The sequence below is a fragment of the Thermomonas sp. genome (assembly GCF_035369645.1).
GTDB lineage: Bacteria > Pseudomonadota > Gammaproteobacteria > Xanthomonadales > Xanthomonadaceae > Thermomonas.
In genome coordinates this window covers 1-16,060 of sequence record NZ_DAOOUM010000028.1, presented here as the reverse complement: position 1 = coordinate 16,060, position 16,060 = coordinate 1, and the positions used below count along the sequence as shown (strand labels likewise).

General features: G+C 63.0%; 11 protein-coding genes. 4 read left to right on the top strand and 7 right to left on the bottom strand.

What is annotated here, in order from left to right; translation table 11 throughout:
* Positions 1-4 precede the first annotated feature (4 nt).
* The gene (locus PK789_RS06880) at positions 5-901 is read right to left on the bottom strand and encodes a hypothetical protein (RefSeq protein WP_324307962.1); all 897 of its coding nucleotides are present in this window, start codon (positions 899-901) and stop codon (positions 5-7) included.
* 81 nt (positions 902-982) lie between these two features.
* Here PK789_RS06880 and PK789_RS06875 point away from each other — a divergent pair, with 81 nt between their 5' ends.
* The gene (locus tag PK789_RS06875; RefSeq protein ID WP_324307960.1) at positions 983-2,260 is read left to right on the top strand and encodes an acetyl-CoA C-acetyltransferase; all 1,278 of its coding nucleotides are present in this window, start codon (positions 983-985) and stop codon (positions 2,258-2,260) included.
* 81 nt (positions 2,261-2,341) lie between these two features.
* On the top strand, positions 2,342-3,673 hold the full coding sequence (locus PK789_RS06870; protein ID WP_324307958.1) for a Fic family protein: 1,332 nt from the start codon (positions 2,342-2,344) through the stop codon (positions 3,671-3,673).
* A gap of 90 nt (positions 3,674-3,763) precedes the next feature.
* Here the strand turns inward: PK789_RS06870 and PK789_RS06865 are convergent, their stop codons facing one another.
* Both PK789_RS06865 and PK789_RS06860 read right to left on the bottom strand, forming a co-directional pair.
* Positions 3,764-5,398: an NAD(P)/FAD-dependent oxidoreductase gene (locus PK789_RS06865; RefSeq protein WP_324307957.1), complete on the bottom strand. Its 1,635-nt coding sequence runs from the start codon at positions 5,396-5,398 to the stop codon at positions 3,764-3,766.
* 8 nt (positions 5,399-5,406) lie between these two features.
* The gene (locus tag PK789_RS06860; RefSeq protein WP_324307955.1) at positions 5,407-7,788 is read right to left on the bottom strand and encodes a S9 family peptidase; all 2,382 of its coding nucleotides are present in this window, start codon (positions 7,786-7,788) and stop codon (positions 5,407-5,409) included.
* Between the two features lie 145 nt (positions 7,789-7,933).
* On the opposite strand from PK789_RS06860, the gene PK789_RS06855 reads away from it, so the two are divergent.
* Both PK789_RS06855 and PK789_RS06850 read left to right on the top strand, forming a co-directional pair.
* Positions 7,934-8,203 (top strand): YcgL domain-containing protein, encoded by a 270-nt coding sequence (locus PK789_RS06855; protein ID WP_324307953.1) that lies wholly within the window; start codon positions 7,934-7,936, stop codon positions 8,201-8,203.
* The gene (locus PK789_RS06850) at positions 8,196-11,612 is read left to right on the top strand and encodes an ankyrin repeat domain-containing protein (protein WP_324307951.1); all 3,417 of its coding nucleotides are present in this window, start codon (positions 8,196-8,198) and stop codon (positions 11,610-11,612) included. Before PK789_RS06855 ends, PK789_RS06850 begins: the two co-directional genes overlap by 8 nt.
* Positions 11,613-11,650: 38 nt before the next feature.
* Here PK789_RS06850 and PK789_RS06845 read toward each other — a convergent pair whose 3' ends face one another.
* From PK789_RS06845 to PK789_RS06830, 4 genes are all read right to left on the bottom strand, one after another.
* Positions 11,651-13,465, bottom strand: coding sequence for a monovalent cation:proton antiporter-2 (CPA2) family protein (locus tag PK789_RS06845; protein WP_324307949.1), 1,815 nt, complete (start codon positions 13,463-13,465; stop codon positions 11,651-11,653).
* Positions 13,466-13,496: 31 nt separating this feature from the next.
* Complete coding sequence (locus PK789_RS06840; RefSeq protein WP_324307947.1) at positions 13,497-14,168, bottom strand: DUF4124 domain-containing protein; 672 nt, start codon at positions 14,166-14,168, stop codon at positions 13,497-13,499.
* Positions 14,158-14,820 carry a DUF4124 domain-containing protein gene (locus tag PK789_RS06835; RefSeq protein ID WP_324307945.1) on the bottom strand — a complete coding sequence of 221 codons (663 nt, stop codon included), beginning with the start codon at positions 14,818-14,820 and terminating at the stop codon, positions 14,158-14,160. Before PK789_RS06835 ends, PK789_RS06840 begins: the two co-directional genes overlap by 11 nt.
* 53 nt (positions 14,821-14,873) lie before the next feature.
* A partial coding sequence (locus PK789_RS06830; protein ID WP_324307944.1) for a glutamate synthase small subunit GltD family protein occupies positions 14,874-16,060 on the bottom strand: 1,187 nt, incomplete at its 5' end.

Genomic DNA, 16,060 nt, shown 5'->3' with positions numbered 1-16,060 from the left:
CCTGCTAGCGCTGAAGAGGAAAGTGCAAGCAGTGTGGCTGACCATCCGCACAATGCACGTACTGCACCGGCACGCCGTGAGCTTCCAGCACCGCCGCGTATTGCCGGCAGCGCATTTGAAAGTAATGAAAGCCACGCTCCAGTTTGGCAGCATCGTCTTGCTGCGGGGCGTTGCGTGCCTGCCATGCACTTGGATCTAACAAGGCGATGCGCACTTCGCCATCGGCATAGCGCGCCAGCGGCTCGGGTGGTGCATCCAGCAGTAGCGCATCGGTAGGCACTAGCAGCGCGGTTTCCAGCAAGGTCCACATGCTCTCCAGCCCGGCGTTCTGGTATTGCATTGCCATCATCGCCAGCAAGTCGTGCAGGCTCAGGTAGCGAATATGTTCGATGCGTGCACCCAGGCCTTCTTGCAAGGCCAGTGCGGCATCGGCTTGCGCCATGCCGCAGTCGAATAATTTTGATTCCAGCTGCTCGGCCACGCTGTCGAATGCGCCGCCACGCAGCACGAATGGCAACACCCGCAAGCCGCCACCAGCGAGCGCCGCATCGGCTTGCATCGGCGCCGGCAACGCGCCTTGCGCGTCGGCACCAAACCCGATCACGCGGGCACCTTGCGCCTGCCCGGGCGCGCGTTGCAGCAATTCCTGCACGTGCTGGTGTAGTGGCCACGTTGGGCGCAAGGCTTCGGCGGGGTCAAAATGCGCAGCCAGTAGAGCCAACTCGCAATCGGCAACATCAGGGGCCAGCTTGGCCAAGTCACGGCCCAACAGCGCGGCCACTTCGCCGGCGGATGCTGCGGGTAATGCGGCGCGTTCGGGCGGGCTGCCGTCACGCAACTCAATGGCGATGACGCCGCGAAACACGGCAGGGTTGGCGGCTTGGGCAGGGGCTGTGGACATGTGGAGTCTTGACTCGGAAAGGCGGCGCTACACTCGAAACCACATTATGCCCGCCGCGCGGGCGCGTCCTTGAGGTGAGTCATGCAATACGGTCGTCCCGTGGCGGTGCTAGGTGGTGTGCGCATTCCCTTTTGCCGGCAAAACACGGCGTATGCCGATGTGGGCAACTTGGGGCTGTCGGTGCGCACGCTGGGTGCGTTGGTCGAAAAATTTGGCCTGCAAAACCAAGCATTGGGTGAAGTGGCGATGGGTGCGGTGATCAAGCATTCGTCCGATTGGAATCTGGGCCGCGAAGCCGCGTTGTCGTCGGGGCTATCACCGCTGACGCCGGGCATTACCCTGCAGCGCGCCTGCGGTACCTCGCTGGATACGCTGATTCACATCGCCGGCAAAATTGCCACCGGGCAGATTGAATGCGGCATTGGTGGCGGCTCGGATACCACCTCGGATGTGCCCATCGTGTACGGCAAGGCACTGCGCGGACGGCTATTGAAAGCGGCTGCAGGCAAAACATTCGGGCAGAAATTGGCCGCGTTCAAAGGCTTCAAGTTGTCCGAATTGAAACCCGATTTCCCCGGCGTGGCGGAGCCGCGCACCGGTAAATCCATGGGCGCCCATTGCGAAGACATGGCCAAGGAATGGGGCATCAGTCGTGAGGCGCAAGACGCCTTGGCGGCGGCCTCGCACCAAAAATTGGCGGCGGCGTATGCGCGTGGTTTTTTTGATGATCTGGTGGTGAGCTTCCGTGGCGTGAGCCGCGACAACATCCTGCGCGCCGATTCCAGCGTGGAAAAACTGGCTACACTGAAGCCTGCGTTCGATAAAACATCGGGCAAGGGCACGCTGACGGCGGGCAATTCCACCCCGCTGACCGATGGTGCGTCGGCTTGTCTGCTGGCCACCGACGAATGGGCGGCTGCCCATGGCCATGAAGTGTTCTGCCATATCCGCGATGCGCAGGCGGCCGCGGTGGATTTTGTGCATGGCGAAGGCCTGCTGATGGCCCCCACCGTGGCGGTGGCCGAGATGCTCAAGCGCAATCATCTAAGCCTGCAAGACTTCGATTTTTACGAAATCCACGAAGCCTTCGCCGCGCAAGTGCTGTGCACATTGAAAGCCTGGGAAAGCGCCGAGTACTGCAAAACCCGGCTCGGCTTGGACGCCCCGTTGGGCAGCATCGACCCGGCCAAACTCAACCCCAATGGCTCGTCATTGGCCACCGGCCACCCGTTTGCCGCCACCGGCGCACGCATCGTGGCCACTGCCGCCAAAGAACTGAAACAACGCGGCGGTGGCCGCTGCCTGATCAGCATCTGCACCGCCGGCGGGATGGGGGTGGTGGCGATTTTGGAAAGATAGATCAATAAAATCAGATGCTTGCCGATCTCATATCAATTTGCTACTAATTTGTTTTAATTTAGTAGTAAATTGACAGGTGCCATGAAAGTCCCTGTCTCACCGCCCCCCTTCGGCCAACTGCTCGACCTCCATGCGAGCGAGTTCGGCAAGCTGCTGCGCCTGCGCATCGGGCCGGAAGTCCGCGGCCGCTACGAGCACTGGGATCATCTGCGCCACCTGGCTCCGCCTGATGGGTTGAGTAGCGAACTGTGGTGGCTGGCGATCAAGCTGGCACGGATGACCGCCGCGCGAGACCTGTCCATGAAGGATCGGGATGGGCACCCATTCCGGGTAGCGTTGACGGATTCGATTGCTGAAAAACTGCACACGATCACGCGCGAGTGTTCCGGCTCCCTGCGTGGACTGGACAGCATCGCCGATGAGCGCGCGAAGGAACGCTTCCTGATCCGCTCGCAGATTGAAGAAGCGATGACATCTTCGCAACTGGAAGGCGCGGGCACCACCACTGCAGTCGCCAAGGAGATGCTCCGCAGCGGTAGAGCGCCGCGGGATCATGGCGAACGCATGATTCACAACAATTATCTGGCAATGCAGGAACTCAAGCGCTGGCGCGACCAGCCGCTAACGCCGGAAGCGGTCTTCGAAATCCACCGGCTGCTCACCGCCGACACGCTGGAGGAGCCCACACAAGCGGGCCGCTTCCGCACCGCCGACGACAACATCGTGGTGCAGGATGAAACCGGGCGCACCCTGCACGTACCACCGCATGCGGATGAACTGCCATCGCGGCTGCAGACGCTTTGCGACTTCGCCAACAGCACGAACGAAACCGGCTTCCTGCACCCGGTGATCCGCGCCATCGCGCTGCACTTCCAGATCGGTTACGACCATCCCTTCTGCGATGGCAACGGACGTACCGCGCGTACCCTGTTCTACTGGTCGATGCTGCGATCAGGCTATTGGCTGACCGAGTTCCTGTCGGTCTCCAGCGTGTTCAAGCGAGCGAAAGCACAGTACCTGCGCGCCTACTTGTACACGGAAACAGACGAGGCCGACCTAGGCTATTTCGTCGATCATCATCTCGACGTGATCCTCGGTGCCATCGACGGACTGCACGGTTGGCTGGCGCGCAAGGCGGACGAGCGCCACCGTACGGAAGGCATGCTGCGACCCGGTTCGCATCTCGGTGGAAAACTCAATCACCGACAGCGGGAGCTGCTGCTGAATGCGGTTCGGTATCCGGACAAGACCTATCGCATTGATCGGCACATGCAAATCCAGAACATCAGCTACCAGACCGCCCGTTCCGACCTGCTGGCATTGGTCAAACTGAAACTGATGCGCAGCGAGCGCATTGGCAAGGCATTCGTGTTCATGCCGGTCGGGGATCTGGTCGAGAAGCTGAAGAAGTGACGCAATTGCCGGCTGGGAGTGGTGGCGATTTTGGAGCAGTAACGTTGGCATGGATTGGCCGCGTCATTGCGCGGTACGCCGAAACCCGTCTCACTTTCCCGCCAACACACTCCGCGCCACCGCTTCAGCGGCTTTGATGCCATCCACACCGGCCGACAAAATGCCGCCGGCATAGCCTGCGCCTTCACCCGCGGGGAACAGGCCACGGGTGTTGCGGCTGTGGCCGTCTTCACCACGGGTGATGCGCAATGGCGAGGAGGTGCGGGTTTCCACGCCGGTGAGTAGTGCATCGTCCATCGCAAACCCACGAATTTGTTTATCGAAGGCGGGCAAGGCTTCGCGGATCGCATCGATCGCGTAGCGCGGCAACGCTTCGTCCAGCGACCCTAGGGTGACGCCAGGCGTGTATGAGGGCAGCACCGCGCCGAGGGCAGTGGACGGCCGGTTGCGCAGGAAGTCACCCACCCGCTGCGCCGGGGCATAGTAGTTGCCGCCGCCCAGTGCGAAGGCGTGCGCTTCCCAGTGGCGTTGCAAGGCAATCCCCGCCAGTGGGCCGTCACCATAAGGCGCGTAATCCTCCGGCGTGATGCCCACCACGATGCCGGCATTGGCGTTGCGTTCGTTGCGCGAATACTGGCTCATGCCATTGGTGACCACATGCCCGGGCTCGCTGGCGGCAGCAACGACGGTCCCGCCGGGGCACATGCAAAAGCTATACACCGAGCGCCCGTTGCGTGCGTGGTGCACCAATTTGTAATCGGCCGCACCCAGCAGCGGGTGGCCGGCCTGTGTGCCAAAGCGGGCACGGTCGATCACCGACTGCGGGTGCTCGATGCGAAAGCCGATCGAGAACGGTTTGGCTTCGAGAAACACGCCACGCGCATGCAGCATCGCAAAGGTGTCGCGCGCGCTGTGGCCCAGTGCCAGCACCACATGATCGGCGCGCAACTGTTCGCCATTGGCCAAGCTGACCCCGCGCACATGGCGATTGCCGGCGGCATCCACTTCGATCAAGACGTCTTCCACGCGGCTGCTAAAACGAATTTCACCGCCCAGGGATTCAATCGTGGCGCGCATTTGTTCGACCATCGACACCAAGCGGAAAGTGCCGATATGCGGTTTGCTGATGTAAAGAATTTCTTCCGGCGCGCCGGCGGCCACGAATTCGGTCAGTACTTTGCGGCCGTGGTGCAGTTTGTCGCTGATCTGGCTGTGCAATTTGCCATCGGAAAACGTACCCGCGCCGCCCTCACCAAATTGCACATTGGATTCTGGGTTGAGCACGTGTTTGCGCCACAAGCCGAAGGTGTCCACCGTGCGCTCACGCACCGCTTTGCCGCGCTCCAGAATAATCGGGCGAAAGCCCATTTGCGCCAACACCAAACCGGCAAATAATCCGCACGGCCCCATGCCAATCACCACCGGCCGCAGTGGCAATTGCGGTGGGGCTTGGGCAACGAATGTGTAGGTGGTGTCGGGGGTGGGCTGGAGCTTGGTGTCGGCGCTGTCGCGGGCACGCTGCAGCAGCTCTGCCTCACACGGGGTATCCACATCGATGGAATAAATCAACGCGATCGCGCCACGCTTGCGCGCATCGTAGCCGCGCCTGGCAATGCTGTATCCCGTGAGATCTGTTGCAGCAATGCCCAGTCGCGCCAGGATGGCTGCAACCAGTGCGGGCGCATCATGATCCAGCGGTAATTTGAGGTCGGTGATACGCAGCATCGGCGGGCTTACTTCAAGGTGCGTTCAAACAAGGTATGGATGCGACGGTATTCGTCGTACCAACTATCGGGATGGGTGAAGCCGTGGCGCTCCATCGGATACGGCGCAAGCTCCCATTTGTCCTTGCGTAGTTCGATGAGTTTTTGCGTCATCATCACCGAATCACGGAAGAACACATTGTCGTCGATCATGCCGTGGGCGATCAGCAAATGATCTTGCAGGCCGGCCGCAAATTCGATGGGTGATGAGCGCTGGTAGGCCTCGGGGTCGAGTTCCGGCGTGTTCAAGATATTGCTGGTGTATTCGTGGTTGTACTGCGACCAGTCGGCCACCGGGCGCAATGCCGCACCGGCCTTGAACACACCCGGCGCTTTGAACAAGGCCACGTAGGTCATGAAACCGCCATAGCTGCCGCCATAAATGCCGGCACGCGCACGGTCGCCCTGCTTGGTTTCGACCAACCAATCCAGGCCATCCAAATAATCTTCCAGCTCGGGCTTGCCCATCCAGCGATAGATCGCGGTGCGCCAATCACGGCCATAGCCTTCGCTGGCGCGGTAATCCAGATCCAGCACGATATAGCCTTCATCCACCAGCAGATTGTGGAACATCTGTTCGCGGAAATAAGCGGGCCAGCGCTGCGAGGCGTTCTGCAAATACCCGGCGCCATGCACGAACATCACAATCGGATATGTCTTGCCCGGCTCGGGTGTTGGTGGGCCGTAGTACTTGCCCCAGATCGTGCCGGCCCCGTGCTTGCTGGGGATTTGCACATATCGCGGCTGAATCCAGGTACGCGCTTTGTAGTCCGCCGTGCGGGTATCGGTGAGTGCTTGCGCCGCACCACCGTTGGCATTGACCACCGACAATTGCGGCGGCACATAGGCCGAAGAGTGCCGCACCAAGAGCTTGGTTTGATCGGGTGATAGCGAAAAATCTTCCACGCCATGCAGCGCCGTCACCGCTTGCACGCTGCCGGTTTGCGCAGCCGTTGTGCACACCTCGTAGGTAATCGGTGCACTGCGATTGCACAGGAAATAGAAACGCGTACCGTCACGGGAGACCACCACTTGCGAGGTTTCCCAGGGGCCATCGGTGCGTTGCACACGTTTGCCATCATCGAGCGTGTAGAGATGCGAGAAGCCGCTTTCTTCGGACAGATACCACAGCGTGTGGTTGTCCGGCATCCAGCCAAATTCGTTGAAGCCCCAGTTGATCCACGCGGCATCATGCAAGCGATGGCGCGGTTGCAGGGTGGCCTTGGCCAAATCGACGCTGGCGATCCAGCGGTCTTTGTTGTCGATGGCACGCAACATCACGGCCACATTGCGGCTATCGCTGGACCATTTCAGGGTGCTGCTATCGCCGGTGATTTGCAGCGGGCGATTGCCTTTTTGCGCATCCTTGCCGGCGGCTTTGCGCAGCGCGGCCAGCGGGTCGTCGTGGATGCCGGGCAACGGATCGACATGCAGTTCAGTCAGCTTGCCACTGGCCAGCTCGGCCAGCCAAAGCGTCTGTGGTACCGGCGCATTGCGGCCCACCCGCGTGCGCACGTCCTCGACCTCTTCATAGCCCGATTCGGTGACGTATTTGGGCATCTTGCCGGCCTGTCCGGCATCGGCGCCCTTGGCGGTGGTGACTACCAGCAACCAGTGGCCATCGGGGGATAGCGCGGAATCGGCCACCTCCACATCCTTGCCCAGATACACCGGCGCGGGTGCGCGGGTGGGGTCGGCCTTGCGCATCGCGTCCATCTGCTCGCGGTTGGCCTCGCGACGGGCGCGGTCATCGCGCAGGGTGTCGATCAAGCGCAGCTGGCGATCCCGCAGATCGTCGGCCTTGGGAGCAGTGCCCGGTGCGTCTTCGGTTTTGAGCTGCGCCGCCACCGCCACGCTGCGCCCATCCCAGCGATACCACGCTGGCCCCTGCGCCCAGATCAGCGCGCCATCGTGGCTCCATTGCAGACGCGTCGCCGGTGTGTTGTCGCGGGTGAGCTGGGTCAGCGCGCCACTGTGCAGGTCGCGCACGAACACATCGCCACTGCGCACAAAGGCGCTGCGGCTGCCGTCATCGGCAATCACCATGTTGCCGGCTTCGATATCGGCACGTGCGGCGTCGGGCAACTGCACCGGTACGCTGCCATCCAAGGCCACTTGCCACGTATCGCGGTAGGTTTCGCCCTTGTGTTTGAGCAAAAATTGCGCGGCTTTGCCATCCCAACGCCACCAGCCACCCTCCACCGGCGGCCCGATCCAGTCGGGGTCGGCCATCGCTTGGGTCAGGCTGATCGGTGCCGATGCGGGTGTGGAGGCTTGCGCGGATGACTGCGCCGACGCGGCTGCGGCAGCCAGTGTGGCGAGTAAAGCAAAGGCAAGCGGGGCAAGGCGCATGGGCGATTCTCAGTGCAAATTAAGGCGGCAGGTTAACAGCCCGCCGGCGATCTGCTTGTGCCCAAAGTCCCGTGCAGGTTCCGCAGCGGCGCGCTTTCCCGCACAATCCGTGATTGATGCCGCAATTACATCCCGCCGGATCGCAATGCTTGCCTTTGTTTACAAGAGCCTGAAAAAGGCCGATGCCTATGTTTACCTTGCCCGCCGCGATGACGTTGCGTGCCTGCCTGCGCCTTTGCGTGCGCAATTGGGCAGGCTGCAATTTGTGTTGGAAGTGGCGCTGACCCCCGAGCGCCGCTTGGCCCGCGCCAACCCCGAGGTGGTGCGCACCAACTTGGCCGCGCATGGGTTTCATGTGCAGTTCCCGTCGATCATGGCCGATCCAATGAGCGAGGACTGGGGCACCGATGCCTAAGCGCGCATTCGTCGCAGGGGCTGCCTTCGTGGTGCTGGGTTGCGTCCTGGCGGCAGCAAGCGGGTATGGCGCGCAGAGTGCCGGCGTGCTGCTGTGGCTGGCGCAGTTGCCGATGGCGCTGGGGGTGGCACTGTTGCGCCGCAGCCGCAGCACGCACGGTTTACTGGCCGATACCGGCCGGCTGGCACTCCGATGGGGTGCCGCCGCGCTGGCTGCCACGGTGCTGCTGGGGGGGCCGTTGGCACTGTTGCTGGCGGCGCCGTCGCTGGGACATAGCCTGCTGCTCAGCGGCATGGCGGGGGGGCTGCTGGTGCTGCTGTGGTGGCAGTGGCCGCACTGGCAGCATCTGGAAGCCTGCGGTGGCGTAGCCGACCCGCATCGCCTGCGTCAGCACCCGCGCAAGGCTTGGCGCGGGTTGCTGCAAGTTGCCTTGCCGCTGTTTGGCCTGCTGGCCGCTGGGCTGGGCTTGGCCTGGCCGGGGTTACTTGTGGGATCAGCGCGGTTGCTGGCCTGCGCGGTGTATGCCGGGGGGTTGCCGCTGGCGCACTGGTTGCTGCAAGCGGCGGTGGCTATCGAGCCAAGACCGGCCAACGCAAGCGAACACCCTGTAGATGCCGAACAAGATGCCCGCGACGGCATCCAACTGCACGGCCTGCCCGTGGTGGAAATGACGGGGCATGCCGCGCAAGAGGACGCGATCGAAATCGCGGTTGAAGACGCCCACGACCAACAGATGACAACGTCGCCCACGCCGACGGTGCATGCGCTGTTCCCGGCGGCGGCGGCGACAGCGAATGAGGTTTCGGGACTGACCCGACAATTGCAGCAAGCGGCGCGCAATGGTCGGGTTGAGCGGGCGCTGGCGCTGTTGGCCGCCGGTGCAGACCCCCTAGCGGCGGCAGATCCCGCCGCACGCGACCGTCGCAGCTTGGCCGTGCTGGCGGCGGTACTCCCGGATTTACGCCTGTTGCGCGCACTGATCGGGCGAGGTGTGGATGTCAATGCGATGCAGGACGGCATCAATCCGTTGCTGGCCGCCACCCGCGATAGCTGGCATGGCCGCCCGGAAGCGGTGATGACCCTGCTTGCCAACGGTGCCGATCCACATCTAACCGATGCCGATGGCAACACCCCCCTGCACCACGCCGCGCGCAGTTCCGACCCCGGCGTGGCGGCCTTGTTGCGCGATGCCGGGGCCGACGTGAATGCCCGCAACCACGAAGGGGTTTCGCCATTGGGCAGCGCCTGCGCGGCCGGTAACTGGCGCTTGGCGCGGTTCTTGTTGGAGCGCGGCGCACAGACCGAAATCGCCGGCGGGCAGCCGGCTTTGCTGTCGGCGGCGGCCAGCGATGAAGATGATCCGGCCGGCGTGCAACTGCTGTTGCAGCACAAGGCGCGGGTCAATGCGCGCGATGCAGTTGGCCGTAGCGCCCTGCACGAAGCGGCGGCCGCCGATCATGCCGATATCTGTCAGGTTTTGCTGGCTGCTGGTGCGGAGGTCAATGCCAAGGCCGCCGATGGCCGGACGCCATTACTGGACGCGGTGCATCACGGTGCCATGCATGCGCTGGAAGCCTTGCTGGCAGCCGGTGCCGATGTCCGTGCCTGCGATGCCAGCGGGGCCACCGCCTTGCATTTGGCGTGTAGCGCAGACACCCCGATGGTCGATCTGGTGGGTGATTTGCGTGATCTTGGGTTAGACCCCCATGCCCTCGATGCGCATGGCCGCAGCAGTTTGGAATTGGCCGAGTCGGCGGGCCGCTGGAATCTGGTAAGCCTGTTAGATCCGCGACGTGCGCTGCCGGCGGCGATGACCGACGACACCCATGGCGAATCAGAACGGCCACCGTTGCTGCTGCTGCGCGAAGGCTTGTTGGATGCCGCACCGCCGCAGCACTTGCAAGCATTGGCTGCGGGCTTGGAGCCGCGCGATTTTGATGCCCTTTTGGCCGACACCGAAGTGGCCGCCGAACCCGCACGGATGCGCTGGTTGTTGCTGCATGGGGCCAACCCCGAAGTGCGCCTGCCCGCCCAAGCATTGCCGGTTGCAGCACGCTTGCAGCAGGGCATTGCGGCCATCCCCGCATTGCAGGTCCTGTTTGCGGCGGGGGCCTCACCGGCGGGTGCGGGTGGATTGGCCGACTTCCTGGCGGCGTGCACGCCGACCACATCGCGGCACATTGGCGAAGCGTTTGCACTGGAATTGCTGGAACGCGGCGGCGACCCCTTTGGTGGCGGGCAGTCGGCGGTTGCGCCGGTGCTGCACGCCGTGCGTTTGGGTTGGGACGGATTGCTGCAACGCCTGCTACACGTGGGGGTGGACCCGGAAGCCTGCGACGCACGCGGCATGGCCGGCCTGCATCACGCCACAACGCTGGGACACATCGCAGCGGTGAAGCTATTGGTGGCGCATGGCGCCGGGCCGGACCGTCGCGCTGCAGATGGGCAGACCGCTTTGGGGATTGCCTTGGCCAGTGGTCAGCGTGAGTTGGTGGAGTGGCTGGACTGGCGAATCTGGCGGCTTCCGCAACGGCCATTGCAAGCCTTCGATGTGCCAGCCGCCGCCGTCAGTGGCGATTTGCATGCGCTACAACGATTGCTGGCACTGGGGTTCTCGGTGGATGCGGTGGACGCGCAAGGCTGCACCGCCTTGCTGCGGGCCTCCGGCAGTGGCCATCGCGGCTTGGTGGAGTACCTACTTGCGCAAGGGGCCAACCCGGATCTGGCCGCCAACACCGGGGCCACCCCGCTGTCGGCCGCAGTCAGCAAACGCCAGTTGGAGATCGTGGATCTGTTGCTGCAAGCCGGATGCAGTACCGAACGCCGCCTGCCCGGCGCGGTCACGGTGTTGATCTTGGCCGCAGCACTGGGCTTGCCGGAGGTAGTGGCACGCTTATTGCAGACTGGTGCCGATGTGCATGCGCAGGACGCACAGGGTTTCACCCCGTTGCACTGTGCGGCAATGTACGGGTTTACCGAACGTGACCGCAGCCGGCTGATGGCCTTGTTGGATGCGCTGCTGCTGGCTGGTGCGGACCCACAAAAAGCTGCGCACAACGGGGCAACGCCTTTGTTGATGTTGCTGGGTGCACGCTCCGAACCGGGCACACCCAGCACCGAAGACGTGCTGTTGGCCGGGGTGGAACGGTTGTTGGATGAGGATGTGCGCTTGGATGTACGCGATGCGCGCGGACTGGGCCCGCTACATCTGGCGGCGCTGCATGGCTTGCAACGGGTGGCGCAACTGCTGTTGCAAGCCGGTGCCGACCCGCAATTGCGTGATAACGCCGGGCGCACCCCGCGTGAAGTGGCACAGCTGCGGGGGTTTGTGGAAATCGCCGCGCAGCTGGTCCCGGCGGCGGCACCTGCCACCGGCAATCTGTCGTTGGCGCGGTTTTTGCGGGACTGACGGCTGCGCTTGGCAAGACCCGTCTGCGGTCACGGCGTCTATGCGGGTGGGGCGGGGGTGTTGGCGGCGCTTGCGTGGTCGGCGCTGGCTTTGGCATCGGCCGCGAACAGCCCTTCCAATTCTTCGCGCGCATCACGGGTGGCTTGCAGCAGGGCGTCTTCGTCGTCTTGCAGCATGCGCTGCGACTCCAGCAAGGACTCATCCCATTCGCGAAACCGCTGTGCACGGTCTTCCGCCTGCTCACGCGGCATCCCGAGGGTGATCAAGACCTCGCGGCCCATTTCCAAGCTACTGCCATAGGTCTCGCGCAAGGCGTGTGCGCCGAGATCCACCAATTGCCAAGCATGGCGGCGGTCGCGCGCACGCGCAAACACCTTCGCCTGTGGGTAGTGCTTGCGCACCAGCCGCACCATGCGCAGGCTGGCTTCCACGCCATTGATCGCCACCACAAAGACCTTGATTCGCGCCGCCCCTGCCGAGCGCAACAGGGCCAAGCGGGTGGGATCACCGTAATAAATCGGATCGCCGCTCATGCTGCGTGACAGCTTGACCTGTTCGATGTCGGGGTCGATGGCGATGTAAGCAGTGCCTTGCGCGCGCAGCAGCCGCGCGACGATTTGACCAAAACGGCCAAAGCCGGCGACCAAGACTTGCGGGTGGCGATCTTCGGGGATGCTGTCGTATTCGCGGCGCTGGGCAGCAGTGCGGTGTGGCATCAGCTTCGAGGCCAGCATCAGCAGCAGTGGGGTGACCGCCATCGACAAGCTCACGATTGCAATCAGACGATCACGGGTGGCGGCATCCAGCAATTTGGCGCGAAAGGCTTCGCCAAACACCACGAATGCAAACTCGCCACCCAAGGCCAACACCCCCGCCAGCAACCATGCGCCGCGTGCATCCAATCGCCCGGGCTGCTTGCCCAGCGTAAACAGCAGTGCCGATTTCACCAGCAACAAACTGGCGACACCCAGGCCGATGAGTACGGGCTCGGCAAGGATGCGTTGCACATCAATTCCCATCCCCACCGCCATGAAAAACAGCCCCAGCAACAAACCTTCAAATGGTTTGATCTGTGCTTCCAGCTCGTGCCGATATTCCGATTCGGCCAACAGCACACCGGCCAGAAATGCGCCAAGACCCGCACTCAAACCTGCCCATTGCATCAACCACGCACTGCCCAGCACCACCAACAATGCCGCCCCGGTGAATACTTCCGGCAAATCGGTGCGAGCGATGGTGCGGAACATATGCCGCAACAGGTAGCGCCCCCCCACCACCAACGCTGCAATCAGTGCCACGGCGCGCAGTACGTCACTGGCATCTAGTCCGCTGCTTTTGGCTTTGCCCAGTAAAGGGATGGCTGCCAGTAACGGGATAGCCACCAAGTCTTGAAACAGCAAAATGGCAAACGCCAAGCGACCGTGTTCGCTGTTCAATTCTTTGCGTTCGGCCAAAAGTTGCAGGCCTACCGCGGTGGATGACAGTGCCAATCCCAGCCCCACCACCAACGCGGCTTTCCACGCCAGTCCAGCTGCCAGCGCCAAGCCCCCCAACGCTGCGCCACAGAACAAGACCTGCAAGCCACCCACCACAAAAATCGGGCGGCGCATCAATTTCAGGCGTGGCAGCGACAGTTCCAAGCCAATCACAAACAGCAACATCACCACGCCCAGCTCGCTGGCCGCCAGAACCCGTGCTGGATCCCGCACAAGGGCTAATTCGTGCGGGCCCAACATCACGCCGGTGACGAGATACGCCAGCACCGCACCCAAGCCGAAGCGCTTGAACAGCGGTACCGCCAGCACGGCAGCCAGCAGGAAGACCAAGGCAAGTTCTAGGCTGCCACTATCCATCTAAATCCAAGCACTGGGGGATGCACCAAGCTTAAGGCTTCTTGGATGAAGCCGGCTTGTCTGTAGCAACTGACGTTGCACAACGGCTGGCGTTGATGCGGGCATCAATATTGTCAAAGCTGGCTTGCCGTTCGCGTTGGCTTTGCGCATCAGCGTAGCGAAGTTTGAACTGGGCATCATCCAGCCGCCGATACCATGCCGCGCAAAGTTGTTCGTCCGGAATGGCGGTGCAAGTATCGGATTTCATTTCGCAGGCTTCGCCCATGCCCAAGGCCGGGGTGCCGTCGATGCCCACCACTTGCATCGGCGCGCAGCGCGGCGCGGGATTGGCATCCTCGCCCAGATAGGTGTCGCCCTTCCATGTGCTGCACTGAAACAGCGCCGGTGGCGGTGGCAATGCAGCAGCAGTGGCGGCAGGGGTATGGGTCACCCGCGGGCCGCCCACCTGCACAAACTCACCGTATTGCGGGGCAGCCGCTGGGGGCTCGGCAGGTTTGGGTTTGGGGCTGGGTGCGGCAACCGTTTTGACCTCGCCTACTTTGCGCATTTCTTGCTTCATGCCGGCGGCGCAAGGCGTACCGTTTTGCATCGACACCGTGCCTTTGGCGTCGGTGCATTTATAAAAAATGGTTTCCTGTGCGTGCACGTTCACCGCGCATAGCAGCAACAGGGGGAAAATTATTCTGGCCATTTCAATGCCCACCACAATCATTGTCTAGGCGCGCATTGACGCTGCGTTCTTCAATCCGCAGGGTGTCACGTTCTTTTTCCTGCGCGTTGAAGAAGCGGGTGCGGATGGCATCGCGGCGGTCGCGCAACCGCGCGCAGGCATCGGCAGGCGGCAGCAATGCGCAGTCATCACGAATCCATCTGCCGCCACCGCTGGCCACCGGCCAATGCACATCGCGCGGATGTGGATGCATCACGCGCTCCGGGTGGCCGATATTGCTGCCCAGCGATGACGTGGGCCGCACCGTGGGATAGCCCAGTGTCCACAGCGGTACCCAGCGCGGGTTGCCACGGTCATCGTCACTGGTATAGCGCTTGCCGTCGGGTGTGGTGCACTCGAACATTGGCTTGGGCGGCACCAGATACACCGTGCGCGTCTGCATTGGCGGCGCAGGCGCAGGCGTCGGTGGTGCCGGCGGCGCGGCGGGTGGCGGTGGCGCATCCACCGGGCGTGCCAAGGTCCGTACTTCTTGTTTGGCCCCTGCCGCGCAGGGCGTGCTGGCATAGCTGACCTTGCCACTACTATCGGTGCAGCGATACAGCGTGACCGTTGCCGGCGGCGTTGATTGCGCACGCAGGCTACCGGCAAGCAGCAGCAACACGACAAGGGCAAGGGCGGCGCGCATGCCCTATCTTCGCCGTGAATGCCGGCGGGGGAAACCCCGCTGTTTTTTTGTGTTCAGCCGGCCGCCAATTCTGCCGGAATGGCCTTGAGGCCACGCAGCGCGCGCGCGATGCTGGCGGCGGCGTCGCGGCCTTCTTGCACGGCGGTGACCACCAGATCGGCACCGCGCACGCAGTCGCCACCGGCAAACAGGCGCTCATGCTGGGTTTGATAGGGCAGGCGGCCATTGCCACCCACAAGCAATCGACCATTGGCCTGTGCCTGCACGCCCAGCGGCGCTAGCCACGCGGGCGGGCGCGGGCTAAACCCAAACGCGATGATCACCACCTCGGCGTCCAGTACCGATTCGCTGTCGGGAATATGTTCGGCAGCGCGACGCCCTTGCGCATCGGGCGCACCCAGACGGGTTTCAATCACCCGCACGCCGCAGGTTTGGCCCTGCGCATCCGCCAAAATTTCGAGTGGCTGGCAGTTGAAGCGGTAGTGCACGCCTTCTTCGCGGGCATTGGCCACTTCCCGCGCCGAGCCGGGCATATTGGCTTCATCGCGCCGGTACGCGCAGGTGACACTGGCCGCACCCAGACGCACCGCGCTGCGCACGCAGTCCATGCCGGTATCACCACCGCCCAGTACCACCACACGCTTGCCGCGCAGGTCGGGCAATTGCAACGTGTCTTCCCAACCGGCAATGGGTTTGCCATTGGGCGCATCGCCCGTCACCACACGTCCGTTTTGCACGAGGAACGGTAATGCGGGCAGCACGTTCGGCAAGTCTTGGCCGGGCAGGCCGCCATCGGTATAGCGATACGCGCCCAGCCCCAGGAACACCGCATCAAACTCGCGCAGCAATGTTTCGATGTGCACATCGCGGCCAATTTCCACCCCGAGGCGAAACTCGATGCCCATGCCGTCTAGCACCTTGCGACGGGTGGCAATCACGGCCTTGTCCAACTTGAAGCTGGGAATCCCGAATTGCAACAGCCCGCCAATCTGTTCATAGCGGTCAAATACCACCGCTTGAATGCCACTGCGCGCCAGGCGATCGGCGCAGGCAAGCCCGGCAGGGCCGGCGCCAATCACCGCCACCCGCTTGCCGGTGGGTTTGACCTTGCTCAAATCCGGCCGCCAACCCTGCGCAAAGGCAGTATCGGTGATGTATTTCTCCACCGCACCAATCGTCACCGCGCCGAAGTCTTCGTTGAGCGTGCACGCGCCTTCGCACAGGCGGTCTTGCGGGCACA

Coding starts and splice junctions, on each gene's coding strand:
- PK789_RS06835 (WP_324307945.1), bottom strand. CDS start 14,820: ATGCGCGCCGCCCTTGCCCTTGTCGTGTTGCTGCTGCTTGCCGGTAGC.
- PK789_RS06870 (WP_324307958.1), top strand. CDS start 2,342: ATGAAAGTCCCTGTCTCACCGCCCCCCTTCGGCCAACTGCTCGACCTC.
- PK789_RS06860 (WP_324307955.1), bottom strand. CDS start 7,788: ATGCGCCTTGCCCCGCTTGCCTTTGCTTTACTCGCCACACTGGCTGCC.
- PK789_RS06845 (WP_324307949.1), bottom strand. CDS start 13,465: ATGGATAGTGGCAGCCTAGAACTTGCCTTGGTCTTCCTGCTGGCTGCC.
- PK789_RS06880 (WP_324307962.1), bottom strand. CDS start 901: ATGTCCACAGCCCCTGCCCAAGCCGCCAACCCTGCCGTGTTTCGCGGC.
- PK789_RS06865 (WP_324307957.1), bottom strand. CDS start 5,398: ATGCTGCGTATCACCGACCTCAAATTACCGCTGGATCATGATGCGCCC.
- PK789_RS06850 (WP_324307951.1), top strand. CDS start 8,196: ATGCCTAAGCGCGCATTCGTCGCAGGGGCTGCCTTCGTGGTGCTGGGT.
- PK789_RS06855 (WP_324307953.1), top strand. CDS start 7,934: ATGCTTGCCTTTGTTTACAAGAGCCTGAAAAAGGCCGATGCCTATGTT.
- PK789_RS06875 (WP_324307960.1), top strand. CDS start 983: ATGCAATACGGTCGTCCCGTGGCGGTGCTAGGTGGTGTGCGCATTCCC.